This is a genomic window from Clostridiales bacterium (genome assembly GCA_018333995.1).
In the GTDB taxonomy this organism is placed as follows: Bacteria; Actinomycetota; Coriobacteriia; order Anaerosomatales; family SLCP01; genus JAGXSG01.
The window spans coordinates 1-25935 of the sequence record JAGXSG010000017.1 but is presented as its reverse complement, the minus strand read 5'-3'; the positions used below and the strand labels follow the sequence as shown (position 1 = coordinate 25935).

General features: G+C 62.8%; 31 protein-coding genes. 2 read left to right on the top strand and 29 right to left on the bottom strand.

Annotated features, from left to right (window positions below; all coding sequences use genetic code 11):
- Positions 1-25: 25 nt before the first annotated feature.
- The 11 genes from KGZ40_05580 to KGZ40_05530 all read right to left on the bottom strand — a co-directional run bounded on the left by KGZ40_05580 (position 26) and on the right by KGZ40_05530 (position 6346).
- Positions 26-412 (bottom strand): tryptophan-rich sensory protein, encoded by a 387-nt coding sequence (locus KGZ40_05580; protein MBS3956980.1) that lies wholly within the window; start codon positions 410-412, stop codon positions 26-28.
- 120 nt (positions 413-532) lie between these two features.
- Positions 533-865: a helix-turn-helix transcriptional regulator gene (locus KGZ40_05575; protein MBS3956979.1), complete on the bottom strand. Its 333-nt coding sequence runs from the start codon at positions 863-865 to the stop codon at positions 533-535.
- 12 nt (positions 866-877) lie between these two features.
- Positions 878-1090 (bottom strand): type II toxin-antitoxin system RelE/ParE family toxin, encoded by a 213-nt coding sequence (locus KGZ40_05570; GenBank protein MBS3956978.1) that lies wholly within the window; start codon positions 1088-1090, stop codon positions 878-880.
- Positions 1091-1094: 4 nt separating this feature from the next.
- A complete protein-coding gene (locus KGZ40_05565) occupies positions 1095-1295 on the bottom strand; it encodes a hypothetical protein (protein ID MBS3956977.1) in 201 nt (66 codons plus the stop codon).
- Positions 1296-1379: 84 nt separating this feature from the next.
- Positions 1380-1589, bottom strand: coding sequence for a hypothetical protein (locus KGZ40_05560; protein ID MBS3956976.1), 210 nt, complete (start codon positions 1587-1589; stop codon positions 1380-1382).
- 332 nt (positions 1590-1921) lie between these two features.
- Positions 1922-2785: a type II restriction endonuclease gene (locus KGZ40_05555; protein MBS3956975.1), complete on the bottom strand. Its 864-nt coding sequence runs from the start codon at positions 2783-2785 to the stop codon at positions 1922-1924.
- On the bottom strand, positions 2785-3741 hold the full coding sequence (locus KGZ40_05550; protein ID MBS3956974.1) for a DNA cytosine methyltransferase: 957 nt from the start codon (positions 3739-3741) through the stop codon (positions 2785-2787). Before KGZ40_05550 ends, KGZ40_05555 begins: the two co-directional genes overlap by 1 nt.
- A 144-nt stretch (positions 3742-3885) precedes the next feature.
- A complete protein-coding gene (locus KGZ40_05545; GenBank protein MBS3956973.1) occupies positions 3886-4647 on the bottom strand; it encodes a type I restriction enzyme HsdR N-terminal domain-containing protein in 762 nt (253 codons plus the stop codon).
- 174 nt (positions 4648-4821) lie between these two features.
- Positions 4822-5106 carry an XRE family transcriptional regulator gene (locus KGZ40_05540; GenBank protein MBS3956972.1) on the bottom strand — a complete coding sequence of 95 codons (285 nt, stop codon included), beginning with the start codon at positions 5104-5106 and terminating at the stop codon, positions 4822-4824.
- A gap of 5 nt (positions 5107-5111) precedes the next feature.
- Entirely contained in the window at positions 5112-5225 is a 114-nt protein-coding gene (locus KGZ40_05535) for a type II toxin-antitoxin system RelE/ParE family toxin (GenBank protein ID MBS3956971.1), read from the bottom strand.
- A 113-nt stretch (positions 5226-5338) separates the two neighbouring features.
- The gene (locus KGZ40_05530) at positions 5339-6346 is read right to left on the bottom strand and encodes a 4Fe-4S binding protein (protein ID MBS3956970.1); all 1008 of its coding nucleotides are present in this window, start codon (positions 6344-6346) and stop codon (positions 5339-5341) included.
- 173 nt (positions 6347-6519) lie between these two features.
- Here KGZ40_05530 and KGZ40_05525 point away from each other — a divergent pair, with 173 nt between their 5' ends.
- Positions 6520-7056, top strand: a complete 537-nt coding sequence (locus KGZ40_05525; protein ID MBS3956969.1) for a hypothetical protein — start codon at positions 6520-6522, stop codon at positions 7054-7056.
- A gap of 30 nt (positions 7057-7086) precedes the next feature.
- On the opposite strand, the gene KGZ40_05520 is transcribed toward KGZ40_05525, so the two are convergent.
- From KGZ40_05520 to pyrR, 17 genes are all read right to left on the bottom strand, one after another.
- Positions 7087-7857, bottom strand: a complete 771-nt coding sequence (locus KGZ40_05520; GenBank protein ID MBS3956968.1) for an ABC transporter permease subunit — start codon at positions 7855-7857, stop codon at positions 7087-7089.
- On the bottom strand, positions 7857-8780 hold the full coding sequence (locus tag KGZ40_05515; protein ID MBS3956967.1) for an ABC transporter ATP-binding protein: 924 nt from the start codon (positions 8778-8780) through the stop codon (positions 7857-7859). The genes KGZ40_05520 and KGZ40_05515 overlap by 1 nt, the downstream gene beginning before the upstream one ends.
- A complete protein-coding gene (locus tag KGZ40_05510; GenBank protein MBS3956966.1) occupies positions 8777-9106 on the bottom strand; it encodes a PLDc_N domain-containing protein in 330 nt (109 codons plus the stop codon). Before KGZ40_05510 ends, KGZ40_05515 begins: the two co-directional genes overlap by 4 nt.
- A complete protein-coding gene (gene thiI, locus KGZ40_05505; protein MBS3956965.1) occupies positions 9103-10362 on the bottom strand; it encodes a tRNA 4-thiouridine(8) synthase ThiI in 1260 nt (419 codons plus the stop codon). The genes KGZ40_05510 and thiI overlap by 4 nt, the downstream gene beginning before the upstream one ends.
- A 10-nt stretch (positions 10363-10372) precedes the next feature.
- Positions 10373-10621 (bottom strand): DNA-directed RNA polymerase subunit omega, encoded by a 249-nt coding sequence (gene rpoZ / locus KGZ40_05500; GenBank protein MBS3956964.1) that lies wholly within the window; start codon positions 10619-10621, stop codon positions 10373-10375.
- Entirely contained in the window at positions 10615-11247 is a 633-nt protein-coding gene (gmk, locus tag KGZ40_05495; GenBank protein MBS3956963.1) for a guanylate kinase, read from the bottom strand. The genes rpoZ and gmk overlap by 7 nt, the downstream gene beginning before the upstream one ends.
- A gap of 15 nt (positions 11248-11262) precedes the next feature.
- Complete coding sequence (locus tag KGZ40_05490) at positions 11263-11571, bottom strand: integration host factor (GenBank protein ID MBS3956962.1); 309 nt, start codon at positions 11569-11571, stop codon at positions 11263-11265.
- A 124-nt stretch (positions 11572-11695) separates the two neighbouring features.
- Entirely contained in the window at positions 11696-12268 is a 573-nt protein-coding gene (gene pyrE, locus KGZ40_05485) for an orotate phosphoribosyltransferase (GenBank protein ID MBS3956961.1), read from the bottom strand.
- A gap of 49 nt (positions 12269-12317) precedes the next feature.
- Complete coding sequence (pyrF, locus tag KGZ40_05480; GenBank protein MBS3956960.1) at positions 12318-13022, bottom strand: orotidine-5'-phosphate decarboxylase; 705 nt, start codon at positions 13020-13022, stop codon at positions 12318-12320.
- Between the two features lie 51 nt (positions 13023-13073).
- Positions 13074-14000 carry a dihydroorotate dehydrogenase gene (locus KGZ40_05475; protein ID MBS3956959.1) on the bottom strand — a complete coding sequence of 309 codons (927 nt, stop codon included), beginning with the start codon at positions 13998-14000 and terminating at the stop codon, positions 13074-13076.
- The gene (locus KGZ40_05470; GenBank protein ID MBS3956958.1) at positions 13997-14863 is read right to left on the bottom strand and encodes a dihydroorotate dehydrogenase electron transfer subunit; all 867 of its coding nucleotides are present in this window, start codon (positions 14861-14863) and stop codon (positions 13997-13999) included. The genes KGZ40_05475 and KGZ40_05470 overlap by 4 nt, the downstream gene beginning before the upstream one ends.
- The gene (carB, locus tag KGZ40_05465; protein ID MBS3956957.1) at positions 14860-18093 is read right to left on the bottom strand and encodes a carbamoyl-phosphate synthase large subunit; all 3234 of its coding nucleotides are present in this window, start codon (positions 18091-18093) and stop codon (positions 14860-14862) included. Before carB ends, KGZ40_05470 begins: the two co-directional genes overlap by 4 nt.
- 21 nt (positions 18094-18114) lie before the next feature.
- Complete coding sequence (locus KGZ40_05460; GenBank protein MBS3956956.1) at positions 18115-18966, bottom strand: universal stress protein; 852 nt, start codon at positions 18964-18966, stop codon at positions 18115-18117.
- Between the two features lie 11 nt (positions 18967-18977).
- On the bottom strand, positions 18978-20237 hold the full coding sequence (gene carA / locus KGZ40_05455) for a glutamine-hydrolyzing carbamoyl-phosphate synthase small subunit (protein MBS3956955.1): 1260 nt from the start codon (positions 20235-20237) through the stop codon (positions 18978-18980).
- Positions 20238-21530, bottom strand: a complete 1293-nt coding sequence (locus KGZ40_05450; protein MBS3956954.1) for a dihydroorotase — start codon at positions 21528-21530, stop codon at positions 20238-20240.
- Complete coding sequence (locus KGZ40_05445; protein MBS3956953.1) at positions 21514-22428, bottom strand: aspartate carbamoyltransferase catalytic subunit; 915 nt, start codon at positions 22426-22428, stop codon at positions 21514-21516. Before KGZ40_05445 ends, KGZ40_05450 begins: the two co-directional genes overlap by 17 nt.
- A 23-nt stretch (positions 22429-22451) precedes the next feature.
- Positions 22452-23003, bottom strand: coding sequence for a bifunctional pyr operon transcriptional regulator/uracil phosphoribosyltransferase PyrR (gene pyrR, locus KGZ40_05440; protein ID MBS3956952.1), 552 nt, complete (start codon positions 23001-23003; stop codon positions 22452-22454).
- A gap of 247 nt (positions 23004-23250) precedes the next feature.
- Between pyrR and KGZ40_05435 the strand changes: the two genes are divergently transcribed.
- Positions 23251-25803, top strand: a complete 2553-nt coding sequence (locus tag KGZ40_05435) for a cell wall-binding repeat-containing protein (GenBank protein ID MBS3956951.1) — start codon at positions 23251-23253, stop codon at positions 25801-25803.
- Here the strand turns inward: KGZ40_05435 and KGZ40_05430 are convergent.
- Positions 25793-25935 (bottom strand): two-component sensor histidine kinase (locus KGZ40_05430; protein ID MBS3956950.1); only part of this gene is annotated, 143 nt, incomplete at its 5' end. The genes KGZ40_05435 and KGZ40_05430 overlap by 11 nt on opposite strands.

Sequence of the window (25935 nt, the reverse complement as noted above, 5' to 3'; positions counted from 1 at the left end):
TCCACGTGCACGCCGCCGCTGCCTGCTAGCGGTTCATCCACGTGATCGAGAGCTGCAGAACGCTAGCCGTGCCCACCCAAACGAGATAGGGCGTGAGCGCCAGCGCCGCTACGCGGGAGTGCGGCCAAAACGCCACCATACACCAGACAATCGTTGCAAGGACGATGAGGATGTCGACCGAGGCAAGCGGCAGGTTGCGCAAGCCAAACAGAATTGGCGTGAACGCGATGTTGGAGACGACGTTGATGGCGATCGGTATGAGCAGAGACGGTGGCGCCTGTCCGCGCGCTACTCGGAAGATCATGTACGCGAACGTCACGATGATGATTGGGTAGAGCACGGTCCACATCGTGCCGATGAAGCTGGGCGACGGTGTCCACACCGGCTTCGCCAGGCTGTCGTACCAGTCCATGGTTTCCACGTGTCCGCCCTTCCGGACTTGGTCAAGCGAGGGCGCCTAACGCATTCGGCTCGACCTGCAGCCGCGGCCATTGGCGGCGGCGAATCTAGATTACCTTACAGGCCGCGGATGTCAGGTCGAAGCTTTTCTTCGCCGAGGAGCGGGAACCAAGCGGATCTCCACGTCGCAACCCACTGCTCGAGCATACTTCTTGAGCGTACTCACCGAAGGCGAATGCTTACCGGCACCCTCCAGGCGGGAAACGGCGCTCTTCGTCGTCCCCATGGATGCGGCGACCTCTTCCTGAGTCAAGCCCGCATGAGTGCGAGCGGAGAGCAACTCGCAGACGAGCAGATACTCGTCTTCAAGTTCGTCATAGGCCTCATCGAACCCCTTGCGCTTGCGCGCACGCTCGACAAAGGCCTCGTGATCGTGCGAGACAGGACGGTATTCACTTCTGGCCATCGCGAACCTCCTTCATGCGTCTGCGAGCGATCTCAAGGTCACGCTTCGGAGTGGCCTGAGCTCGAAGAGCCCGTCGCCCATCACGCGCGAATGCGGCATCCGTACATCGGGGCCGAACTCGATCAGGAGTTCGGCCAGCCGTGCGTAGTCCGCAAATACGCCAACCGGCCACGATTCGATCTCATCGCGGACGCGATGGCTGAAGTAGTCGACGGTGTACGGCATGGCTTCAGGTTAGCAGATACGCTAACTCGACACAAGCCGGAGCGAGGTACCCGCCCTCGTCAACAATGTAGCGCATGAGCTGCGTGCCGTGAGCTCCCAGGATGCGACATCGTCGTACGCGATGCTTGTTGCACGTCTCAGACAGCACTCTGAACGAGAACACGAACGGACTGATCCGCCAGTACCTGCCCAAGGGCCAGAGCATGGCTCACCTCACGCAGACCGATCTCGACGCGATCGAAGCGGTGCACTTCAAACTTGGACTCAGGTCGGCGACAACCCGCGCGCATCAGTCGAGCCACGAGGGCACGGCCGACCGCTCAAAGTGCCTGGCGATGGCGATTATCACCAGGCCGACAAGCAGAGCGAGGATCCCACCCAATGCGAATGCGACGAGTCCTCCAACGACAAGGCCAACACGCCGACGGCGGCGATAGCGATCTCTCCGGTCAGCTTGGGCAGCGACGGCCTTAACGAACTCAGTGGTCGGTGACTCCATCAGGCCCACCCAACGCTCTTGCGCATGAGCTGCGCGCCAGTTGCCTTCAGGTCGATTCTACCTGATGCGCGTCTGCTGGACGCGCGTCTTACGCATGACTCAGTTCGCTGCGGATGTGGATGCCAGACGCCTTCGGAGTCGTAATCGCCGAGTGGTATTGGCGCGTCCCGTGGCCTGAGGAGGAACTCAAGTAAGCCCACAGCCATGCGCTCGCCTCAGGATTGCCGTCAGTCGAGAGCGCCTTGTAGAGACTCTCGCGCCCCAGGCTTGACGTCGCCGAGGTTTCCGAGTGAAAGCCGACGGATCCGGGCGATGGCGGATGAGCACCGGCCCTAAACGGCGAGATCGAGCGGGAGATCCGAAATGTCCTTCAGGCGGTCGCCCTCGACCATGACGGCGAGTGCATCCGCGGCGTCATGCATGCCGAGCGCTGCCACCGTCTCCTGCAACTCGTAGAGCGCGAAATGGTAGACACAGTCGACATCGCCGGTCCCTAGGGCAATTGACGCGAGCCTGCTGGGTGTGGGCTCTGCGGTAACAACCATAATGTGAGGTAGCGGGCCCTTGCGATTGCGAACCAAGTTCAGCGCCTCCGACCTTGCGTTCTGCGCGCGATCGCTGCGAATCGTCCACTTGCAGGAGATGCTGGCATGGAGGAGCGGGAGCCCGCCTTCACGCTCCCTGAGACTCGCGAGGGTCGCAACGCTATCATCCACAAGCACGATTGGGCTGTTGATTGCGGCGTCGCTCTCCACATTTCGTACTACGACAACGTCAGGGGTAATCGTGTAATCACTGCCGAGCGCGGCGGCAAGCTCCGGGTCGTTCTTGGCGGCGCGATCCAGCGCGACCAAGTGCGAATACTGTTCGTAGCGTGCGATCTCGAGCCGATTGCGCCCTTTGACGTGCTGGACCTGCCAATTGCCAGGCCTGAGATGGCCGAGCTGCCGGAATGTGCTGTCCACGAAATCCGCGCATATGGCCTCGAACTGGTTACCCGAAGTCTGGCCAGCGGAGCGTTCACCCACCGTCTCAGCTTTCAGAAGGTCGGCGATTCCCTTTGCAATCCTAATGCTTGTCTGATTGGATCCGTCACAGTTGCTGGGCCTGCCCTGGGAGTCAATGGTCAGGCAACTCTCCAGCAGTGCATGGTGGAACGCCTTGCGGGCCTCTGCGAACTCGACACGCCCGTACATCAGGCAACCCTGACGCTACGACTAGCGTTGAGCGCAAGGCCGATTTGACTCGCCACGGCCCGAGCGACCGGGGGCGGGAAAGCGTTTCCTATCTGGCGATACGCTGCGGTCTTGCGACCCGAGAACTGCCAATCGTGAGGGAATCCCTGGATACGAGCGGTCATCTGTGTTGTGAGGCGGGGCATTCCGACGAAGTCGGGACCCGGCGCCGCGTCCCAAAGCCCACGGCCGTCGACGCCGAGCGACTCCCACGCTCGACGAGCGCGGGTGGGGCCGAGGTCCGGACCGCCATGCTTCTTCGAGCCACCAACTAGGGTAGGCGCGATGGAGTTGGCGCGCTCACGCCACTGGTCAACACCACGCCAGCCGTTCTCCGCCATCAAGTCGTAGAGCAATTCGCCGACGGTCGGTGGCTCGATTGACTGCGGAACCGGCCACTCGAAATGGTCCGCAACGTCTTTCCGAATGCCCACGAAGACAACCCGTGGCCGCAGTTGGGAAACGCCGAAATCCGATGCGTTCAGCAGTCGCCATCCCGACACATAGCCGAGGCTCTTCAATTGGAGTTCGACCTTGTTGCGGTAGTCCTCAAACACAGCGTCAAGAAGTCCACGTACATTCTCAAGCATGACGGCCCGAGGGCGACATTCATCGACTAGACGAATGGCCTGAGGGAATAGGTCCCGTTCGTCATCCGCGCCCAGTTGCTTTCCGGCCTTGGAAAACGGAGGGCACGGCACGCCTCCGGCGAGAAGATCGATTCCTTTGTACGGCGTAGCATCGAACGCGTGTAGATCGCCTTCAATGACATTCCAGTCCGGGCGATTGAGCCGCAGGGTCTGGCAGGCCGCAGGCTCGATCTCAACGAGCGCCGAATGGTCGAATCCGGCGAGTTCTAGCCCTAGGGCCTGACCGCCAGCTCCCGAACAGATCTCGACCGAACTCAGGCTCAAGATGCCAACTCCCTCGCGACGAACGGATACGTCAGGATACTATTAGGCTCCTGGGCACGCGACGCGATAGCCGCATGCTCCACCTATCGAGAATACACGAACACCTGTTCGTTTGCCAGCAAGACGACTACGGTACCCGCACTATGGTTAACGCGTTTCCGCTTCAGCGGACGCTGCCGGTGTCTTGCGTGGGGCGCGCGCTGCCCGCTGGACTCGCTTGAGTTGCTTGTCCACGTGGTCACCCTGCGCATCCTCACGAATCACGCACCGCACCAAGATCTCGGCGAGCTCATCAAGTGCAACACGGTTACCGGAATCGGTCTTGATCTCGGCCCTGAGCTTAGTGAGAACCGACTCGGACAGCGTCAGCTTCGCGATGTTCGTGGCGGACAGTGCACGCTGTCGCTGGAAGAAGACCTCGAGCTCATCCTTGCGTTGCGCCTCAGGCGTCAACAAGTACAGCAGATCGGTCTTCTCCTTCGGCTTCATCGTGTCGTCGATGATGCTGACTTCGAACACCAGTTCATGGGCGACTGGCTTGCTGAACAGCACGCGATACAGACGCCACTCTGCACCGTTCGTGAGAATGACCCACTCGACACCCTCGCTGGCTGCATAGGAAACCGCCTGGTAGAGATGGTTGTCGTTGAGTTTCGACGCGATAGCTTTGACTTCGATGATGACGAAGTGCTTTCCGTCCCTTCGGATAACGAAGTCCGCGAAGCTTCCCTTGATGCGATACTCACCAGTGAGATTGTCGAACGCATCCCAACCAAGGGCATCGCTGATGATCGATGAAGGATCATCCGGGTGTCGCTCTCCTTCGCGCCGTTGGCGCGGGCCTTCTGGGCGACACTCTTGTACTTCCGCAATCCCCGAGCGATGCGGTCGCGCGCCTTGTCCTGGTATACCGCCATCCGAATCCCCCCTCGAACGACAACGACTTCGACGAGTGTAGCCGAAGTGTTCCGGCGGCGACCGTCCTGCCTAACGATGTAGCGCTTAACTCGCGCGGCTCGCCCTTACAGGATACGCCAACCTCCTGCGCGTCAAGTGAAGCGCGTCTTAGGCACCGCAGAGACCCTAGCTGGTCAGCTGGATCTTGAGTCGCTTCCCCACGGCAGCTGCTGCCCGCTCAAGCGTCGCGAGCGTGACCGACGGGTTCGTCGGGTCGAGCAGTCGCTCGACGGCCGAGCGGCTCGTCTTCATCCGACGCGCAAGCTCTGTCTGCGAGATGTGGGCGCTCTCCATCTCCTGCGCGATCTGGAAGGCGATGACACGCTTCGCTGCAACGATCTCAGCTTCGCCAATAATACCCTCGTCGCGCAGGAAGTCGTCGAAGTCCCCACCGATATGCTTGTTGGCCATGGAACTCACCCTTTCTGCAGGTCAGCCATACGCTGCTTGGCCGTCTTCAGGTCCGCAGCAGGCGTCTTCTGGGACTTCTTCACGAACCCATGGAGAAGAACCATTGTGCCGCCATCCACCGTGAACAGCACCCGCGCGACGCCGACGGCTTCTGGTCGCCAGGCTCACTCATGTAAAGAGTGTACCACAATTGGTACAGAGACAAACTGTGTCTTCCCGAAGCGCGAACCGCCTAGAAGAACCCTGGGGTCGTCTCCTCGAGCAGGCCCGATCGTATGACCTGCTGGAACACCTCGCGTGGAACGGTGGTGTCCCAGTTTCCGGTCGCCTCGGCAACACCCCAGATGATGAGCCACACCCCTACCACCATGGTCGGCCACACCCACGCCGGGATTCTCACCGTGCGAAACACTCGTGGAGTCAGGCACCCTTCGACCGGGCACGACCTTACGCAATCCATGCACCCATCGCACTCAACAGCGCGCACGTCACTTGCACGCTCGACGTCGACGAACGCGTGACACACCTCTGCGCACTTCGAGCAGTTGATGCACGTCTTCGCGTCGCGCACAACCGAACACGCCGAGGCAAGACCGAGTGCTCCGTAGAGTCCGCCGAGCGGACACAGCCACCTGCACCAGACGGGCCCAAACATCATCGAGAACGCGAATGTGAAGAGTGCCACAGCGATGAACACCGGATCGAAGAATCCCTGGAGTATCTTGATGTCCGCCACCCACATGTAGGGCAGCTCCCGGAACCATAGCGCCTCTTCGACAGAGACGATCGCCAGCCATCCAAAGAACAGTGCGGCGATGAGATAGCGAAAGCCAAGCCCTGTCATGTCCAGCCAGCGAGGCACCCGGACGTTTCGCCCGCCCATCAGGCGTCTGCCAAGCGCCGACGCACCCTCCCAGATCGTCCCGACCGGACAAATCCATCCGCAAAACCCGCGCTTGAACAAAACCGACACCGTGATCGCGGCGATGATGATGACAAGGCCGGCCGGCAGGATCGTGTCCCACCCTCCCCCCTTGAGCCAGGCGAAAAAGCTCGTGAAGTGACCGACGGGAAGAATTCCAGCGACCGACTCGGGCCGTGGTGTGTAAGGTCCGTGTCCCCTCGCCCACTCGGCGAACTGCCACAACCGCCAGCACGACCACACAAAAAAGGCGAGGAACACGCCTTTCACGAACCACCGGTCCGTGACTACTCGAGTCATCCGGCCGATCGCTTCCACGCAGCACTTCCTTTCGCTCACACGCCAGGGGAACGGGAGGGTTCTTGCGGACGCGCGCCGAGACCCGCAAACGCCAGCGGGTATAGTCTCATACGTCCGCCGCGTTACGCATGGAATTCATGTGGAGTCGGCACCCATTGGGCTGGTCGGCTCTTCCGAGAGGAGCATGCAAGATGAAGATGTTGCGATGCGGAATCTGCGGTGAGACCTACCTGGGCAGCGAGACCCCATCACACTGCCCGTTTTGCGGGGCGCACCGCGAACATATCGTCCCCGCACCGGAGTACCCAGCCCAGATCAACCAGGTGCAGCCAACCGAGATCGAGCGCAACGACCTTGAATCGGCTATCGAGCTCGAGCGCGACAACACGCGATTCTACCTCGGCATGGCCACGCACACCGACGATCACGTCCTGGCATCGGCGTACAAGCGTCTCGCGAAGATCGAGGCCGAGCACTGCGAGCTGTTCTGCGAGCTTGCCAACCTCTCAAAACCTGACGATCTCTCGATCCCGCTGGATGTCCCCGATGACTGGTGCGCCAACATCGCAGAATCCGTCGAGCGCGAGCGTCGCGCGTCTCGGCTGTACCGCGAATTCGCAACGCGCGCGACCAACGCGCGCATCGCTGAGGTGTTTGAGGCCGTCAGCGCGGTCGAGAGCGACCACATCGAACTTGACGGCTTGGCGTTCGCATACCGAGGGTGCTGATGCCGATACGAGGCCAGATGCGCATTACCGCTATACCTCCTGCCGGGAGAACACCGCCGCGCCGATTGCCACAAGAGCTGCTGCCCCTAGCACGGCCGAAACCACCGGCCATGCCCACGAAACGTCCGCTGCTCCGGTCAGTATCCGATCACCGGCGCTGAACAGCCCGATTGGCGTATGATCGCGCGCCCACTCCCACAGCGATCCGACCGACATGGCGAAGTACACGCCGATCCCAAGACCCGCAGCACCTGCCTGTGATCTCACGATGATAGAAAAGCAAACGACCACTGCCACGATGAACGCGGCTAGCACCCACCACAGCGCCGCCCACGCAACAAACCGGACTATGTGCGCGTCATCGAAGATGATCAAGGTGACTCCGACACACACCGCCGCCGCCACCGCGACGCTTGCCAAAAGAAGCAACCAGTTCGAAACGGCCTTGGCGACGATCATCGCGGTCCGCGACAACGGTTTGGCGAGCACGAGCTGGGCGGTGCCACTCCTGCGCTCGCCTGCCACGGCGCCGGCGGTAGCGATGATCACGGCGATGAGCGCGATCTGCATCGCGTTCTTACTGAACTGCAGGTACGCATCCACGGTCGTCGCTGGCGGTATCTCGATCACGATCCCGCTACCCGCCGAATCAAGCATGGAACCCACGAGCGACGGAGTGACTTCGGCAAGTATGGGGCTCATCAGCCCAATCGCAAGCAAGATGCCGGGAATTACGTACAGGCGCCAGGTGCGTACCGTCTCAGTCAGTTCCTTGCCGAGGAACACGCCAAACCCCCGCATCACGACCGCCCTCCGACCAGCTCGACGAAGACCTCTTCGAGTGTGGGCTCTTCCTCAGACATCCGGACGAGCGCGAGGTTTCTTTCAGCGACGATTTGGGGAATCGCCCGGCGCGCGGCGTCAAGGTCAGCTGCAACGCACCGGATGACCTGTCGGTCACGAACGCACTCCGCCGCCCAGTGTTGCTCGGCGAAAGCCCGTGTAAGCTCCTCAGCGCCCTCCGCAACCTCAATGACCAGCCTGCGTGCATGGCCCTCCCGTTTGAGTTCGGCCATGGCAGCCTGCCGGACAACGCGTCCCCGATCGAGAATGGCAACGGTGTCACACACGCGCTCTGCGTCGGTCAAGATGTGTGTCGAGAAAAAGACGGTGGTTTTGCCCTTGAGCGCCGAGATCATGTCGAGAAGATCCTTGCGGCCCATAGGGTCCAGAGCGCTCGTGGGCTCATCGAGCACGAGAAGCCGCGGCGCGTTGATGAGCGCTTGTGCGACACCGAGACGCTGCTTCATCCCGCGCGAAAAGCCATCGATGCGCCGTGTCACTCCAGCGAGCCCGGCCATTTCGAGCAGCGAGGAGACGCGCGCGTCGAGCGTAGCGCCCTTGACCCCCGCAAGCCTCCCCGCGAATCGCACGAACTCCTCGGCGGTCATCCACGGGTAGTAACCAGGCACGTCAGGCAAGAACCCGGTGAGTGAGCGCACTTCGTGACTCGCGTGAACAACATCGTGGCCGAGAATCCTCGCGCCGCCCGACGTGGGCCGGGCCATCCCCATGAGAATGCGAAGCGTGGTGGTCTTGCCCGCCCCATTTGGGCCGAGAAACCCGAAGATCGATCCTTCCGGGACCGTCAGATCGACTCCATCGAGCGCGCGAACGACTCCATAGACCTTGGTAAGACCGGTAATCTCGACAGCGGCGTTCACTTCTCCTCACCGGGGCCGTACAGAGTGTCGACCGCGCGGCGGGTGCGTTGTGATGCGTCAGCCGAGCCGGTCGAAGGAGCGGCGGTGTCCACCTGCGCAGGCACACTCCGGCCAAAGGCCACATAGAGGATCGGACCGATGAACGAGTTGCCCAACACCATGATAATGAGCGCCCACACCCATTTCATGTCGAAACGGACCCGCGGCCGGCGCGCCAGATCGATAAGGGCGGTGACTTGGACCGCGACTTGGAGAAACACCGCACCAATCAGTAGCCATACGACACTCTGCGAAGTTCCCAGCTCACCTGCGATCGTCTCGATCATGAACCCTCACTCTCTACTTGAACCCGCGACCGAGACGCTCGTCCGGCTGGGGTCACACCCTCCGGCAGCCGCTTTGGAGCGCGGTATGCCACGCACGGATACTCGTAGAACTCTGCCAATGAGACCGCCTGGGTGACCATCCGGTCGATGTCGAGCGCCTTCTCTGCGGCGCGGACCTCCGCAACGCTTGCGTGAGTCGACGGGGTGCGCGGCATGAAGAGCGTGCAGCAATCGGTGTGCTCGACGATGGAAAGCTCGTACGTGCCGATAGAGCGCGCCTCGGTCACGATCTCGAGCTTGTCGGTACCGATGAGCGGGCGCAGGACCGGCAGCGCCGCCGCGTCGTCAACCACCGCGATGTTGTCGAGCGTCTGAGACGCGACCTGCCCGAGGCTCTCGCCGGTCACGAGCGCCTTTGCACCCTCCACTGCGGCGAACTTCTCGGCGATGCGTATCATGAGGCGGCGATAGAGCAGTATGCGCAGGTCTGGCGGTGCCGCTAGTGAGATCTCGCGCTGCAACTCGCCAAAGGGCACCACGTAGATCCGTGCGATGCCTCCGTAGCGCGACAGCCTATCGCCGATCTTCCGGACGAGACGCTCTGAAGCGTCGTTGGTCTGCGGCCGCCCCGAGAAATGGACGCCCACCGCCACGGCGCCCCTCTTGATCACTCGCCACGTGGCCACTGGAGAGTCGATCCCCGCCGAGATGAGCGATATCACGATCCCGGCGGTGCCTACGGGCAAGCCACCAACTCCTCGGCGCTTGTCGCTGAACACGTACGCCGCACCTTGAACGACCTCGATATGGACTCGGACATCGGGACGAGACAGGTCTACCCGCAGACCGGTCGCGTCGACGATGTACTGACCCGCGCGGCGGTTGATGTCCATCGAACGAACGGGGTGATCAGTGTTGGAGCGGCGCGCTTCGACCGCGAACGTTTGCGCTTCCGGCGACTCCCGGACGGCCAGCAACGCGGCAGCGTCCATGTCTCGAGCTTCACGGGAGGTGATGTACGCAGCCGCCGCGTACGCCACACCCGGCGTGTCTGCGGCCCTCGCACAGACGTCGTCGAGCTGCGAGCGGTCACGCACGCGCACAAGGAGACGGCTGGAGAACCGCTCGGCGCCTGTGACATCGTAGTGTGCGAGTGCAGCATCAAGATTGTCGCGAAGCTGGCGTTCAAACACAGCCCTGTTGCGGCCTTTGAGACCGATCTCGTGGTAGCCGATGAGGGCGGCGCGCTCGAACATGGCGCACCCTCTACTTGTAGCTGTCCTGTACCCGCTCGTATCCGACATCGCCAGCCGCGATTTCATCGAGCGCGAGAGACAGCGGCTTGGTGCTTGTCAGCTGGACTATCTGTGAAGGTGCCATCGTGAGGAGCGCCTGATCACGCACTCCGTGGAGCATGTCATTGATCTGGCGGGCCCGCCTCGCGGCCAGGATGCACAAGGTGTACTTCGAGTCGACCTTGGAGAGCAACACGTCGATCTCAGGATTAATTACCATGGGAGAGATTCAGTCCTTCTGTCCGGATGCGCTCGGCGAGCACAAGTGGTGACGATCGCGACGAGCTCGTCTGTTGCCTGCTCGACATCGTCATTAATTATCACATAGTCGTAGGCGCCCGCAATCGCAAGCTCGTCTTTCGCGGTGCGCAGCCGCCGCTCGATCTGCTCAGGTGACTCGCTCCCGCGCTTGATAAGCCGGTCGCGCAACACATCGATACTCGGCGCTTCGATAAAGACGAGCACCGACTCCGGCCACGCGCGTTTCACCTGCGCCGCGCCTTGCGGGTCGATCTCGAGCATGACCAGCTTGCCGTCAGCGACATGCGCCTCGACGGGTTCCCGGGGCGTGCCGTAACAGTTACCGTGGATCTCGGCCCACTCAAGTAAACCGTCACACTCGACAAGGTGATCGAACTCCTCGGCCGCAAGGAACACGTAGTGGACGCCATCAACCTCTCCCGGCCGAGGACCGCGCGTAGTGGCTGACACCGAAAGCCAGACGCCGGGAACCCTGTCGAGCAACGCCCGAACTAGGGTTCCCTTACCGGCCCCAGAGGGACCGGACACTATGAACAGAGCGCCTGGGCGTTCATGCCGGCAGGCCTCTTCTTGAACATCGGTCAGATGATCGACCGGCACCTAGCCGAGCTTCTCCATGAGCGCCTCGCGCTGACGGGCTCCGAGACCCTGGATACGACGGCTCTCAGAAATCTCCAGGTCGCCCATGATTTTTGAGGCCTTGGCCTTGCCGTAGCCGGGAAGGCTCTCGAGAAGCGTCGATACCTTCATGCGGGCGACGATCGGATCGTCCGACTTGGCCATCACGTCGGCGAAAGACAACGAGCCTGCCTTGATCTTCGCGCGGAGCTCGGCTCGCTTCTGCCGGGCCTCGGCAGCTTTCTTCAGGGCCGCCTGGCGATCCTCGGGCGACAGATTGGGAAGTGCCATCGTTCCTCCTCGTCAACTTTGGCGGAGCTTGTACGACACCGGACGATTGTACGCACATCCTGGTACCGCTTACAACCACGACACTCTGAAGATGTTACGCCTGACCTGCGAAGATGCCAAGTGCCTACGTCAACCCGCGGCTGCCGGGCGCATCGATCGGGGATCCGCAGGCGCAGTAGCTACACTCATCAGGCTCCCAAGACTCGACCTCAAGTCTCAACAGAGGGATGAGTTCATCGCTAAACGCCTTCTCGCCACCCCTGTCAATGATCGACACAACGCCAGCGACAACGCCTCCGCAAGCCCGGACGCAAGCGGCCACCTCGGCAACGGATCCACCCGTCGTGACCACGTCTTCTACGATAAGTACCCGGGTTCCAGCAGGTACATCGAACGACCGCCGGAACTGCATCTTGCCTTCGACGCGTTCGCTGAAGATAAACTTGACCCCGAGGGCTTGCGCGACAGCGAATCCGATTACGATGCCTCCCACCGCGGGCGAAGCGACGAGATCGATCTCACGATCAGCGACACGCGCTGCGGCAGTCGCCGCGAGCCGTGTGGTGAGCGCGGGATCTTCAAGAATGCGCGCGCACTGCACGTAGGTATCGGAGTGGCGGCCGCTCGTTAGCTGGAAATGACCCCGCAGGATGGCGCCGGCTTCTTCCAAGGCCGCACGTACATCGAGTTCACTCATGGCGTTGGCGTCTGTAGCGAATCCTCGCATCAGGTAGTACCCTCCTCGTTTAGCTCTCGGTGCTGGAGATCATCTCATGCACGACTGTGACCGGATTGGGGGCGCCCGTGACGGGTCGCCCGATCACGATGTGTGACGCGCCCGCTCGAAGCGCCTCGACCGGAGTGGCCACCCGCTTCTGATCTCCCGGGTCGCCTCCCGGCAATCGGACACCCGGCGTCACCACGAGCCCTTCCGGACCGATCGCGGCCCGGGCTGAGGCCGCCTCGTGCGGCGAGCACACCACCCCCTGCACACCCGCATCGCGCGCGATCGACAGAAGACGGACGACCTGTTCGCGGGGAGAGCACATGACCCCCGTGGACGCTAACGTCGCAGCATCCATGCTGGTGAGCACCGTGACCGCGAGCACGTCTGGCGTATCGATACCGCACTCACCACTCCCCTCGCACGCCCCTCGAACCGCCGCCTCAAGCATCATCTGTCCACCCGAAGCGTGAACCGTGAACATGGCCACACCCAAACGGGCTATCTGACGTGCGGCGCCTTCAACCTGGTGCGGGATGTCGTGCAACTTGAGGTCGAGAAATATCCGGAACCCCATCGCCTGGAGGCGGACGATGATATCCGGGCCTTCCGCGTAGTACAGGGTCATCCCCACTTTGAGCCACTGGACGTGCCCACGCAAAGTACGCGCAAGCGTGAGCGCCGTGTGGGCGTCTGTGTCGAGTGCGACGATGATCGCGTCACGCACTGAGCCAACCCGCCTTTCCCTGTGCCGCACCGTGTTTCCCAACATCTCCTGTCATGCGCGCAGAGCACCTGTCAGCTCACTCACACGAGTGATACCGCGTGCGCGGCAGAACTCGGCGATCCCGTCGATAATGCGGATGGTCGCCGTAGGGTCAACGAAGTTTGCTGTACCCACCCCAACCGCGGTTGCCCCGGCGAGCAGGAACTCAATGGCGTCAGCCGCCGTCATGATGCCACCCATGCCGATGAGAGGTATCTTCACCGCACGGGCGGTCTGCCACACCATGCGCACCGCGACGGGCTTGATCGCGGGACCCGAGAGCCCTCCGGTTCCACGCGCAAGCCTCGGACGAAACGTCTCGACATCGATCGCCATCCCAAGCAGCGTGTTGATGAGCGAGAGCGCATCGGCGCCCTCGGCCTCCACACTACGCGCGATCTGGGCGATATCGGTCACGTTGGGTGAGAGCTTCACGATGAGCGGACGCTTGGTCGCATTCCGGCACGCTCGCGTAACCTCCGCCGCCGAGACGCACGATGTGCCAAATGCCATGCCGCCCTCGTCGACGTTGGGGCATGAGATGTTGATCTCGTATCCCGTGACGTGCGGCTCCCACTCGAGGCGCTCAATGACAGAAACGTACTCGTCAACCGAGTGGCCCGCCACATTGACTATGACGGGTAGCTGCGAAACGTTGTCAGCTAGCCAGACGAGGTCGTTCACGCAAAAAGAATCGACGCCGGGATTCTGCAGACCTATCGAGTTGAGCATTCCATTCGCCGTCTCCGCGATACGCGGCCCCGGGTTTCCCGGCCACGCTTCAGATGAGACACCCTTGGTCACAATGGCGCCGAGCCGGTCAAGATCGACGAAATCCGAGTACTCGCGACCGCTCGCGAATGTGCCCGAAGCGGTTACCACCGGCGCCTTCAACGTGATGCCAGCCAACGTCACTGACATATCGACGCGTCCGCTCATCTCTCCCCGCCATTCCCGCCGCGACCGTGCGCTCCGCTCGGTCCTTCGTCGCTGTTCGCGGTTTCCCACACAACGTCGGTCGCGTAGAACACCGGCCCGTCGACACACACGCGACTAAGTCCGCAGCGTGTATCGACGACGCACGACAGACACGCACCGATCCCGCACGCCATGAGCCGCTCGAGTGAGACCTGACACGAAACTCCCGCCTCAGCCGCAAGGGATGCGACGATGCGCTGCATCGGCTCGGGCCCACACGTGTAGATGGCGTCAAATCCGCCAGCGCAAATGAGATCGCGGCACACGCCCGTGACAAGACCGGGGGCGCCGCACGAACCATCGTCCGTCGCGATCTCAACCCGGCGAGCCACCCGCTCGAACAAATCGCGCCCCACGAGCCTCTCGCCACACGGCGCACCCATCGCCACGGTGACCGCGACGCCGCGCCGCGCCAACTCCTCGGCAAGCATGCCGAGTGGCGCAGCCCCGAGGCCGCCCGAGACGAGAAGCGCGTGCGCGATCGTCTCGGAGATGCGCCATCCGCATCCAAGAGGTCCGATAAGGTCCATCTGGGTACCCGGAAGGGCGTGAGCCATCTCGCGAGTGCCACGCCCGACAACCTGATAGAGAATCTCAAGATGGTCGCCGTGTGCACGATAGACCGAGAAGGGGCGGCGCAAGATGAAATCGGTGCCACGTGCGATCCTCACGTGCACAAACTGACCCGGCGCGACATGGTGGGCTGTACGAGGTGCCTCGAAAATGAGTAAGCCCACCCCCTCGGCGATGCGATCGTTCGAGACGACGCGCACGTTCTCTAACGACGGTGACGCCCCCTGTGCTGAGCAACCGCACATGCTCACGAGCGATCATCCTCACATCGATCGAAGTCCTGCAACGCAACGACATCGAGTCTGCCATCGCCGCTGACCACCGCCTCGATTGCGTTGACGACGGCGTGAGCCGCGGGCACGGTGGTGATGTTGGTGATGCCGTGACGGATGGCGGCCGCGCGGATGTGGTACCCGTCAGACCTCGTCTCCTGCCCAAACGGCGTGTTGATCACGAGTTGGACCTCGCCGTTTTTCATGGCATCAACGATGTTGGGTCTGCCCTCATGCACCTTCAACACCTCAGTGACCGGGATGCCCGCCGCCTTAAGCGCACGCGCCGTGCCCCGAGTCGAAAGCACAGCGAAACCAAGCGAATGCAGGTGTCGAGCCACGGGCACAATCGCTCGCTTGTCACGCTCACACACGCTGATGAAGACCGTCCCGCCAGCTGGCAGTGAGTAATCGATGGCGAGCTGCGACTTCGCGTAGGCGGCGGGGAAATCAGCGGCGACCCCCATGACCTCACCTGTCGACTTCATCTCCGGCCCCAACACCGAGTCGGCGCCCGGGAAGCGGCCAAAGGGCATGACCGCTTCTTTGACGCAGTAGCGGCCAAGCTCGCGCCCCTCGGCAGGAAGGTCCATATCCGCAAGGCGCTCTCCGGCCATCACGCGAGCGGCCACTTTCGCCAGCGGGACGCCGGTCGCCTTGCTCACAAACGGAACGGTGCGGCTCGCGCGCGGATTGACCTCAAGCACGTAGACACGTTGGTCCTTGACGGCGAACTGAATGTTCACAAGGCCACAGACGCCGAGTTCAAGAGCGAGAGTCCGCGTTTGGGCCACGATCGTCTCCACGGTCGCTTCGCCAAGCGAGAAGGGCGGGATACAACACGCCGAGTCACCCGAGTGAATCCCCGCCTCTTCGATGTGCTCCATGACTCCACCGATGTAGACGGACTCACCGTCGCACACCGCGTCGACATCCACCTCGATCGCGCCTTCGAGGAAGCGGTCGAGCAGCACGGGATGCGACGGCGACACTCCCTTCGCATCACTCATGTAGCGCTCCAGGTACTCCTCGCTGTACGCGATCACCATCCCCCGCCCCCCGAGGACGTAGCTTGGACGTACGAGGAGCGGAAACCCGATGCGCCGGGCAACCTGGACCGCCTCATCGTGCGTGTAAGCGGTTCCCGCCGCGGGATACGCGAAGCCGAGACGATCGAGGATTTCCGAGAAACGCTGGCGGTCCTCGGCGAGATCGATCGCTTCGGGCTTCGTGCCCATGATGGGAACACCGGCGTCTTCGAGGGCGTGAGCGAGCTTGAGTGGCGTCTGACCCCCGAACGTGACAACAACCCCTGAGGGCTTCTCGACGTCACAGATGTCCATCACGTCCTCAAACGTGAGCGGCTCGAAGTAGAGGCGGTCCGAAGTGTCGTAGTCAGTCGAGACCGTCTCCGGGTTGCAGTTCACCATGATCGTCTCGTACCCGGCTTCGGAAAGCGCGTATGCGGCGTGCACGCAACAGTAGTCGAACTCGATTCCCTGCCCGATCCTGTTGGGTCCCGCGCCGAGGATCATCGCCTTTGGGCGGTTCGATTCTATAACCTCGTCTTCTTCCTCGTAGGTCTTGTAGTAGTACGGCGTGGTCGCCTCGAACTCCGCCGCACACGTGTCGACCGCCTTGAATGTCGGTCTCACCCCGAGGTTGAGCCTTCTTTCTCTGACCTCGACCTCACGTGAACCTGTCAGGTACGCGATCTGGACATCAGAAAGTCCGTGCCGCTTCGCGCGACGCATGAGGGCAACGTCAATGTCAGCGAGAGCAACCGCCTGAACCTCGCGCTCGACAGCTACCATCCGTGCGATCTGCGCGAGAAACCACGGATCGACTCGGGAAAGCGCATGCACGTCTTCGAGAGCGTAACCGCGTCTGAACGCCTCGGCGAGATAGTACGGACGCTGCTCGGTGGGAGTAGAGAGCATCGCGTCGAACCTTAGTTCGGAAAATGAGTCGCGGCCATCCGCCCCGAGACCGCCTCGACCGTTCTCGAGCGAACGCATCGCCTTGCCAAACGCCTCGGAAAACGTCCGCCCGATAGCCATCACCTCCCCGACAGACTTCATCCGAGTGGTGAGCGTCGTGTCGGTGCCCGGGAACTTCTCGAATGCCCAGCGCGGCACCTTGACGACGGTGTAATCGATGGAGGGCTCGAAACATGCGGGCGTCTTTTCTGTGATGTCGTTGGAGATCTCATCGAGCGTGTAGCCCACCGCGAGCTTCGCGGCGAACTTCGCTATAGGAAAGCCAGTCGCCTTGGAGGCAAGCGCGCTCGAGCGTGACACGCGCGGGTTCATCTCGATCACGACCATCCGTCCGTTGGCTGGATCGATCGCGAACTGCACGTTCGAACCACCCGTCTCCACGCCGACTTCCCGCATGATCGCGAGGGAGGCGTCGCGCATAATCTGATACTCACGGTCGGTGAGCGTCTGCGCAGGTGCGACGGTGATCGAGTCCCCCGTGTGAACGCCCATCGGATCGAAGTTCTCTATCGAGCACACGATGACCGCGTTGTCGTTGCGGTCCCGCATGACCTCCATCTCGTACTCTTTCCAGCCAAGAACGCTCTCCTCAACGAGGACCTCGGCGATTGGCGAGAGCGCAAGCCCGTGAGAGACGATATCGCGCAGCTCCTCGATGTTGTACGCGATACCGCCGCCGGCGCCGCCGAGCGTGTAGCTCGGCCGCACCACGAGCGGGTAGCCGAGATCCGCCGCGTGCTTCTCCGCGTCCCTAAGCGAATACACGTAGCCGCTTTTTGGCACGTCGAGGCCGATACGTCCCATCGCCTCGGCGAAAAGCTTGCGGTCTTCCCCCTTCTTGATGGCGTCGAGCTTCGCGCCGATGAGCTCCACTCCCCACTCATCGAGAATCCCCGATGTGGCGAGGGAAACCGCGCAGTTGAGCCCGGTCTGTCCGCCAAGCGTGGGCAGCAGCGCATCGGGGCGCTCTTTCTCGATGACCTTCGCTACAAACTCTGGCGTGACCGGTTCGACATAGGTGCGATGCGCCAAACCTGGATCGGTCATGATCGTCGCGGGATTGCTGTTGACGAGCACGACCTCGAATCCGTCTTCGCGCAGCACCTTGCACGCTTGCGAACCAGAGTAGTCGAACTCGCACGCTTGGCCGATGATGATCGGCCCGGCGCCTATGACGAGAATCTTCGCGATATCGTCTCGACGGGGCACGTCGCTCCTTGCTACCGGATCTTACGGGACGATCAGTACGGGACATGCGGCCTGACGGACGAGCGTAAGCGACACACTGCCGAGAAGGGCCTCCGTGAGCGCCCCCCTGCCACGCGTTCCCGCGACCACACCAGTCGCGCGCCGCTCGTCGACCTCGCGCAGGGCGGCAGCGGTGGGATCTTCGATGCGTACAACGGGCTGCGCAAGCATCCCCTTGCGCTCGGCCATCGCCGCCCAGTTGCTCAGTTGAAACTCCGCGCCCTCCTCGGCCCTGCGCGCCTTGGCAGCATCAAGCGAAGGATCGACCGCGTGCAGCAGGAAGAGCGTGCCTACACAACTTGGAGGGAGCTCGAGCACCTCCATGAACGCCCGGGTGCTCGACTCGGAAAAATCGGTCGTGAGCACAAGTCTGTGCCCAAAATCGGCGGCGCACCTCGATCGATCAGGCACGCTTTGAAGAAGTCCGTAGCGCACCATGAAAACCGGCAGGTCCGCGTTGGCGAGCACCTCCTCGGAGACCGAACCTGCGATGAAGCGCTCCACGGGCCCTTTCCCATGCGTCCCGCAGACGAGCGCGTCGACCCCGCTACCGGTCGCGAGAGCGAGCAGGCCTTCCGCGGCCGCCTCGTCACCAGCCGATATGCGCGTCTCTATCTCGAGGCCGGCGCACTCGATGACCGACGCAGCTTCATGGACCGCGTCGCGCGCACGATCAATCTCGGCGGCGATGACCGGACCTTCCATCCCGGTGGCGTCGATCACGTGGCCGAGCACCACCCGTCTGACCCCGAGCCCTTCCGTGCCGCACACGAACTCCGCAACGTAGGCAAACTCGGGGGTGAGGTCGGCGGAGAGGAGTACGTTCCTGAGCATCCGTTCTCTCCTTAACCGGTCGCCGTCAGGTAGTCGTCACGGCCATCGATCAGCGCGGTGAACGACCCGAAAAGGTAGCGGGAGTCGTGCGGTCCCGGTGCTGCCTCAGGATGATACTGGACCGAGAACGCCGGGATATCGAGCAATCGCACGCCCTCTACCGTCATGTCGTTCAGGTTGACGTGCGTGAGCTGGACGCGTCCAAAGTCCTCAGAACGCACAACCGGAGCGACTCCCGCGCTCACCCACGCCCCGAGATCGTTCGCTTCGTACGGCAGTCCAGCGCTCTCCTCGGCGACAAGCGGTCCTATCGAACCGAAATCAACGCAGAACCCGTGGTTCTGACTCGTAATCTCCACACGTCCGGACAGCAGGTTCGCCACGGGCTGGTTGCCCCCTCGGTGCCCGTACTTGAGCTTGTATGTTGTGCAACCGACCGCGAGAGAGAGCATCTGGTGTCCGAGGCATATCCCGAAAACTGGGACAACACCGAGGATCTCGCGGAGCGTGCCGTAGAGGTAGTCGACCGCGGCTGGATCCCCGGGGCCGTTAGCGAGAAACACTCCGTCAGGCTCGTAGGCAAAGATGTCTCGCGCAGAGAGTGTGGGCGGAACGACGATGATCTCACACCCGGCCTCAGCGAGCCGGCGCATGATGTTGTACTTGATACCTGAGTCGAGCGCCACGATGCGGTAGCGCGGGGTTGCGGGCAACACCCCCGTGTCAACGGGCAAGACGCCGTCTGGGCCCTCGGCACCCCACACGTACGGTTCTCCCACCGCCACCTGCGCCACCAAGTCCCGGCCGACAAGCCCAGGCGACGCCTTAGCCTTGGCAACAAGCGAACGCTCGTCAAGATCGGTAGTTGAGATCACCGCGCGCATCGCACCCGCCTCACGAATGTGGCGAGTAAGCCTTCTCGTGTCCACGTCTTCAATCGCTACCACGCCGTGGCGCACGAGGAAGTCTCGAAGCGATTCCTCGGCCCGCCAGTTCGAGACCGCCTCACTCATCTCGCGCACGACAAGCCCGCTCGCGAATACGTCCCTCGACTCCATGTCCGCGCCATTAACCCCGTAGTTTCCGATGTGCGGCATGGTCATGGTGATAATCTGTCCAGCGTACGATGGGTCTGTGAGAACCTCCTGGTAGCCAGTGATCGATGTGTTAAACACGATCTCCCCGGCGGCCTCTCCAAGCGCACCACACGCAACACCCGCAAAGACAGTCCCGTCTTCGAGCGCGAGAAGTGCTGGCGTAGCTCCGGCCACTCAGCCGACCACCTTTCCACTCCTGAGCGCGAACTCTCCCCCGACAAGCACATCGGTTGCCTTTCCGAGGAGTGTACCCCCCAAGAAGGCCGAGTTCGCCGATTTCGAGACGAACCACTCGCGGGTGACCTCGATGCGCGCCTCAGGATCGATCACGGTGATGTCGGCGACCGCACCTGGCTCGAAACGCACCGCGGGAAGGCCGAACACCGCACGCGGACCTGTCGCCATGAGCCGGATCACCCCAGACCAATCGAGCACGCCGGGGTGGAGCAGGTGCGTCAGAACCAACGGCAGCGCTGTTTCCAGGCCAGTCGTTCCAAACGGCGCGAGCTCGAACTCAAGGGCCTTCTCGTGCGCCCCGTGCGGCGCGTGATCGGTCGCGATGCAATCGACTGTCCCATCGAGCACCGCGCCGAGGAGCGCCTCTCGGTCGTACGCGGTCCTTAGCGGCGGGTTCATCTTGAGGTTCGTGTCGTACTGCGTCGTGAGGGCATTCTCGTCGAGAAACAGATGGTGTGGCGTCACCTCACACGTAACAGATACGCCCCGTCCCTTGGCTTCGCGAACGAGCTCGACCGAACGCGCGGTCGAGAGATGCTGCAGGTGGAGTCGGCATCCAGTAAGCTCGGCGAGCCGGATATCGCGAGCGACCTGCACCTCCTCGGCCACGGCGGGATGTCCCGGAACTCCGAGCCGAGTCGAGACAGCACCCTCGTTGACAACACCCCTCCCGGCAAGCGTGCGATCCTCGCAGTGGCTCGCGACCACAGCGTCGAAACCACGTGCGTACTCCATGCACGTGCGCATCATCCCCGCGGTCGCGACGGGGTGACCGTCGTCGGTAAATCCCACGGCGCCCTCGGCGATCATGTCTCCGATCTCCGCGAGCGACTCGCCGGCTGACCCCTTGGTGAGCGCCCCCAGTGGATGGACGCGCACAACGCCCTGATCGGCTGCCCGCTCGACGATGAAGCGCACCTTCGAGCCGGTATCCGTCACGGGAGTCGTGTTGGGCATCGAGCACACACCGGTAAAGCCCCCGCGAGCGGCGGCCTTCGTCCCGCTCGCGATCGTCTCGGCGTACTCGCGGCCAGGTTCCCGAAGGTGCACGTGAACATCGACGAGTCCGGGTACGATGACCTTCTCGGCGCACTCTATCGTCGAACCTTTGGAGATGGTGAGATCGGGGCCGATCTCGACGATCCGCCCGTCCCGGATGACCATGTCGGCAACCATATCGATCCCGGTTTGCGGATCGACGATGCGTCCGTGCTTAAGCAGCAGCGCCATGGTCCTCGCCCCCCAACAGCAGGTACATGACGGCCATGCGGACAGCGACGCCCGCGTTGACCTGGTCGAGCACGACGGAGCGCGGCGAATCCGCAACCTCTGAGGAAACCTCAACACCACGGTTCATCGGTCCAGGGTGCATGACAAACATCTCAGGCCGGGCCGCGGCAAGACGCTCGGCGTTCATGCCGTAAAACCGCGCGTACTCACGCAAGCTCGGGAACGGCATTCCTTCAGCGCGCTCCATCTGGATTCGGAGCATGTAGGCGACATCGAGGCCGGGCAGCACGTCATCAAGGGAGGTCGCCGCTTCCGCGCCGAGCACATCCGGCCGCGCGGGCAGAAGTGTGGGCGGAGCGATGACGACCGGGTGCGCCCCGACCTTGCGCAGGGCGGGCACAAGGGAGCCCGCAACCCGCGAGTGGCTGATGTCGCCCACAATGCCCACGGTGAGGCCTTCGAGGCGACCAGCACGTCTGCGGATGGTGTACAGGTCGAGCAACGCCTGCGTGGGATGCTGGTGCATTCCATCGCCGCCATTGACGACGTGCGTGTCCATGCACTCAGCAAGAATTTGCGGGGCGCCCGCGTAGGCGTGGCGTACCACTATCAGATCGCACGCCATAGCCGACAGTGTCGCAGCGGTATCGCGAAGGCTTTCGCCCTTGACGGTCGCGGACGCCGAGCCGCTCATGTTGATCGCGTCGGCCGACAGGCGCTTTGCCGCAATTTCGAAACTCGTGCGGGTTCGGGTCGAAGGCTCGAGGAAGAGGTTGACCACTGTGCGCCCACGCAGCGTGGGCAACTTCTTGATGCGGCGCTCGTTTACCTCGGCAAACGAATCAGCCGTGTCCAAGATGAGCATGATGTCGTCTGTGGTCAGGTCATCCATCGTCATGATGTGGCGGGTCGAGAGCGCTGTCACTCGCTGTCCACCTCCTCCTGGATGTCGACTGAGTTAGCTCCATCAACATCCGAGAGCATGACCGTGACCCGTTCCTTTCGGGCGGTGGGCACGTTTTTGCCCACATAGTCGGCCCTGATGGGCAGCTCGCGATGCCCGCGATCAACGAGAACGGCAAGCTGGATCGAGCGCGGACGACCGTAATCCATGATCGCGTCCATCGCGGCGCGAATAGTCCTGCCGGTGTAGAGGACATCGTCGACGAGCACGATCGTCCTCTCCTCGACATCGAAGGGGATGTCAGTGCGATGCACTTCAGGAGAGAGCCGCATAGCAACGTCATCCCGGTAAAACGAGATGTCGAGGGTTCCCACGGGAACGGGAGAGCCCTCGATCCGCTCGATCCGCTCGGCGAGCCGAGTGGCCACCACGGTCCCGCGAGTCACGATGCCGACGAGCGCGAGGGCGCCGCTGCCACTGTTCGCTTCGAGGATCTCGTGGGCGATGCGCGTGAGCGCCCGGTCGATTGCGGGTCCGTCCATGACAACCGCTTTCGTGCGGTACGCCATGTTCGATGCGCCTCCCTTCGTGCGCGGAGTCTCCGCGCGCCGTATGCGTGTCAGGTCCCAGGCACAAATAAGCCTGCTCACCGAGGCGGCAAGCAGGCACACCCACATTCGGCACGAAGGTCGCTCGTGACGTGTATCGGTATGATTCCCTTGCCGGCCTCACGGGACCGGGTTAAAAGGTCGCCTCAGACGATACCAGTCATCTGGGGCGATGAGAAGAGGGCTAGTTCGAGTCGAAAGGAACAGCGTGAAGGATGTACGAAGGCGGGCCGCGATTGCGCTGCTGTGCGCCGCGATGGCGGCTCCAGCGCTTCCTGCCGAGGGCGCGCGACCGATCGTCACGCCGGATGCAACGAGTGGGCTCGAGCAACCGGCACACGGAAGCGGACCGTCCGGCGGGGATGCCGGCCGCGTCGTCGTTCTGTTTTCCGACGGTCACATCTCACGCGGGGCGTTTGAGGATATCGCCTCACTCGGCGCTGCGAGCGAAGATGTCACACTCCGCGGCCAAGGCATGCTGCTCGTCACGACACCTGACGGCATCGACCCCGGCCGCTTCGCAGCCCGGATAGCCGCTCGCCGAGATGTCGTCGCAGCCGCCCCCGACTTCGAACTCTCAGCGCTCAGCCCTCCTAACGATCCCTACTATCCAGCCGCACTGCTCTCCAATACTGGCCAGCGGACGTACCTCGGCCCCACATCGATCCACCCGCACGCCATCAACATCGAGCCGGTGTGGGAAGCGGCATTTGGCACGGGGGTCCACTCCCTTGCGCAAGAACGTGACGGAGTCACGGTTGCCGTCATCGACTCGGGCGTCACGCCAAGCTTGCGAGAAGAGACCGGCGAGTACGTCATGGTCTGGGACTACGTGAACGCCGACAACCTGCCCCTCGACGATCTTGGTCACGGGACGCGCGTAGCGTCGATCATCCGCGCGCAGAGTGACAACGCCTTTGGAATCGCGGGAGTCCTCGACGCCTCAACCAACCGCATCCTCGTGTATAAGACGCTCGGAGCAACGGGTATGGGAAGCGTGGCGTGGACGATCGAAGCGATGCTCGATGCCTCCTCGCGAGGTGCGCGAGTCATCAACCTCTCGCTTGGAATCTCGCCCGCGAATAGCGATTTCACCGCCGCGCAGCGTGATCTTCTCGACGCCGCAGTCGCTGCGTGTCTCGCGCGAGGATCGATCGTGGTCGCTGCTGCGGGCAACACGGGAACACGCGGGGTCTTCTATCCAGCGGCGTCGCCGGGTGCGCTTGCGGTGGGCGCAATCGAGCACACGGGCGGCAACGCTGGCAAGCGGTGGTCCAGTTCGAGCTTCGGTCCTGAGCTCGACCTTGCCGCACCGGGTGTCAGTCTTTGGACCGCCGGAGCGGACGACCAGATATCTCAGCGCAGCGGCACTTCACACGCTACACCCCTCGTTTCAGGGACCGCGGCCCTTATCTGGTCGTTCATGCCAGGTCTTTCCGCCGATGAGGTCGCAGACATCCTTGTGAAAACGGCAGATGGCTCAGTGGGGAGCCTCCCTGGATTCGACGTTGAGACGGGACATGGACGCATCGACGCGTTCGCGGCCCTACACGAGGTGCGCTCGCGCATCAGCACCATGCCCGCGCTCGAAGCCAGGGCCACCCTGATCGGCGGATTTGAGTACGAACTCTCCTGGAGTGCGCCTACAGGCGCTGCCGGTGTTTTCTACCGGTACGGCAGTGTCCCCGGTCCAACGTACACAACCACCCAACGCTCGGCCAGACTTTTCGTCACGCGCGACGGCCCGAACAACCTATGGGTCCGTGCGTACGCTTCCAACCGTTGGCCCTCCGAGACAACGACGATCTCCGTCGAGACCGCCTCCGGTAGCGCTCCGCTTGCAAGTGAACGTCTCGGTGGCCGCAATCGCTACGCGACCGCCGCTCTCGTCTCGACAGCAGGATTCTCAGGCCCGGTCGAAAGTGTGGTGCTCGCCAGCGGCGTCACCTGGCCTGACGCGCTCGCCGGCGGGCCGCTCGCGTACGCTCTCGGCGGACCGCTGCTGATCACGAGGCCCGATCGGCTTTCAGTCGAGACCCGCGACGCGCTTCTGCGATTCTCACCGCGACGCGTCGTGATCGCCGGTGGAAGTGCCGCCCTCTCTCCTGCGGTGGAGGCCGCGATACGCTCGCTGCTCCCTTCAGCTCAAATAGAGCGTGTGGCCGGGAAGGATCGCTACGAGACCGCGGCACTCATAGCCGCGCGCGTTGCGGCCGCAACCGGCCTACCGGGCCGACGCGTCTTTGTCGCGTCTGGAGTCGCGTGGCCAGACGCACTGGCCGCCTCACCTGCCGCTGCCGCGAACGGCACTCCAATCCTGCTCACGCGTCCCGACGCGCTTCCGCAGACGACACGGGACGCACTCGTTGGAATCGGCACCGAGCGCACCATGGTTATCGGCGGCGAACTCGCGATCTCACGGCATGTCGCCGCCATGCTTCCAGCACCGACCCGGGTCGCCGGACGCGACCGGTACGAGACCGCGCGCGAAGTCGCCGGGTGGGCAAAGGTGGAGGGGATTCTCGGCGGGACCGGCCTTGGGATCGCGTCGGGCGTCAACTTCGTCGACGCGCTCGTGGCCGGTCCGTTTCTAGCGGGTAGGCGCGAGCCACTGATCTTGGGGGATCGAACCGATCAAGCCGCCGCGGTGTGGCTCCAAGCGCGCGACCCGTCGGGCCTCACGCTGTTTGGCGGACCGGCAGCACTGACAATCGACGCGGAAAACGCGCTCAAACGTCACGTGCGTGGAGTCACTCACTAACGAGCGGGATGCGCACGGTAAACACGCTCCCGCGACCGATCTCGCTCGTGGCGGTGATCGAACCGCCGTGCGCACGGACGATGTTGTACGCGAGGAACAAGCCGAGACCCATCCCGCCAAAACGGCGGGTGC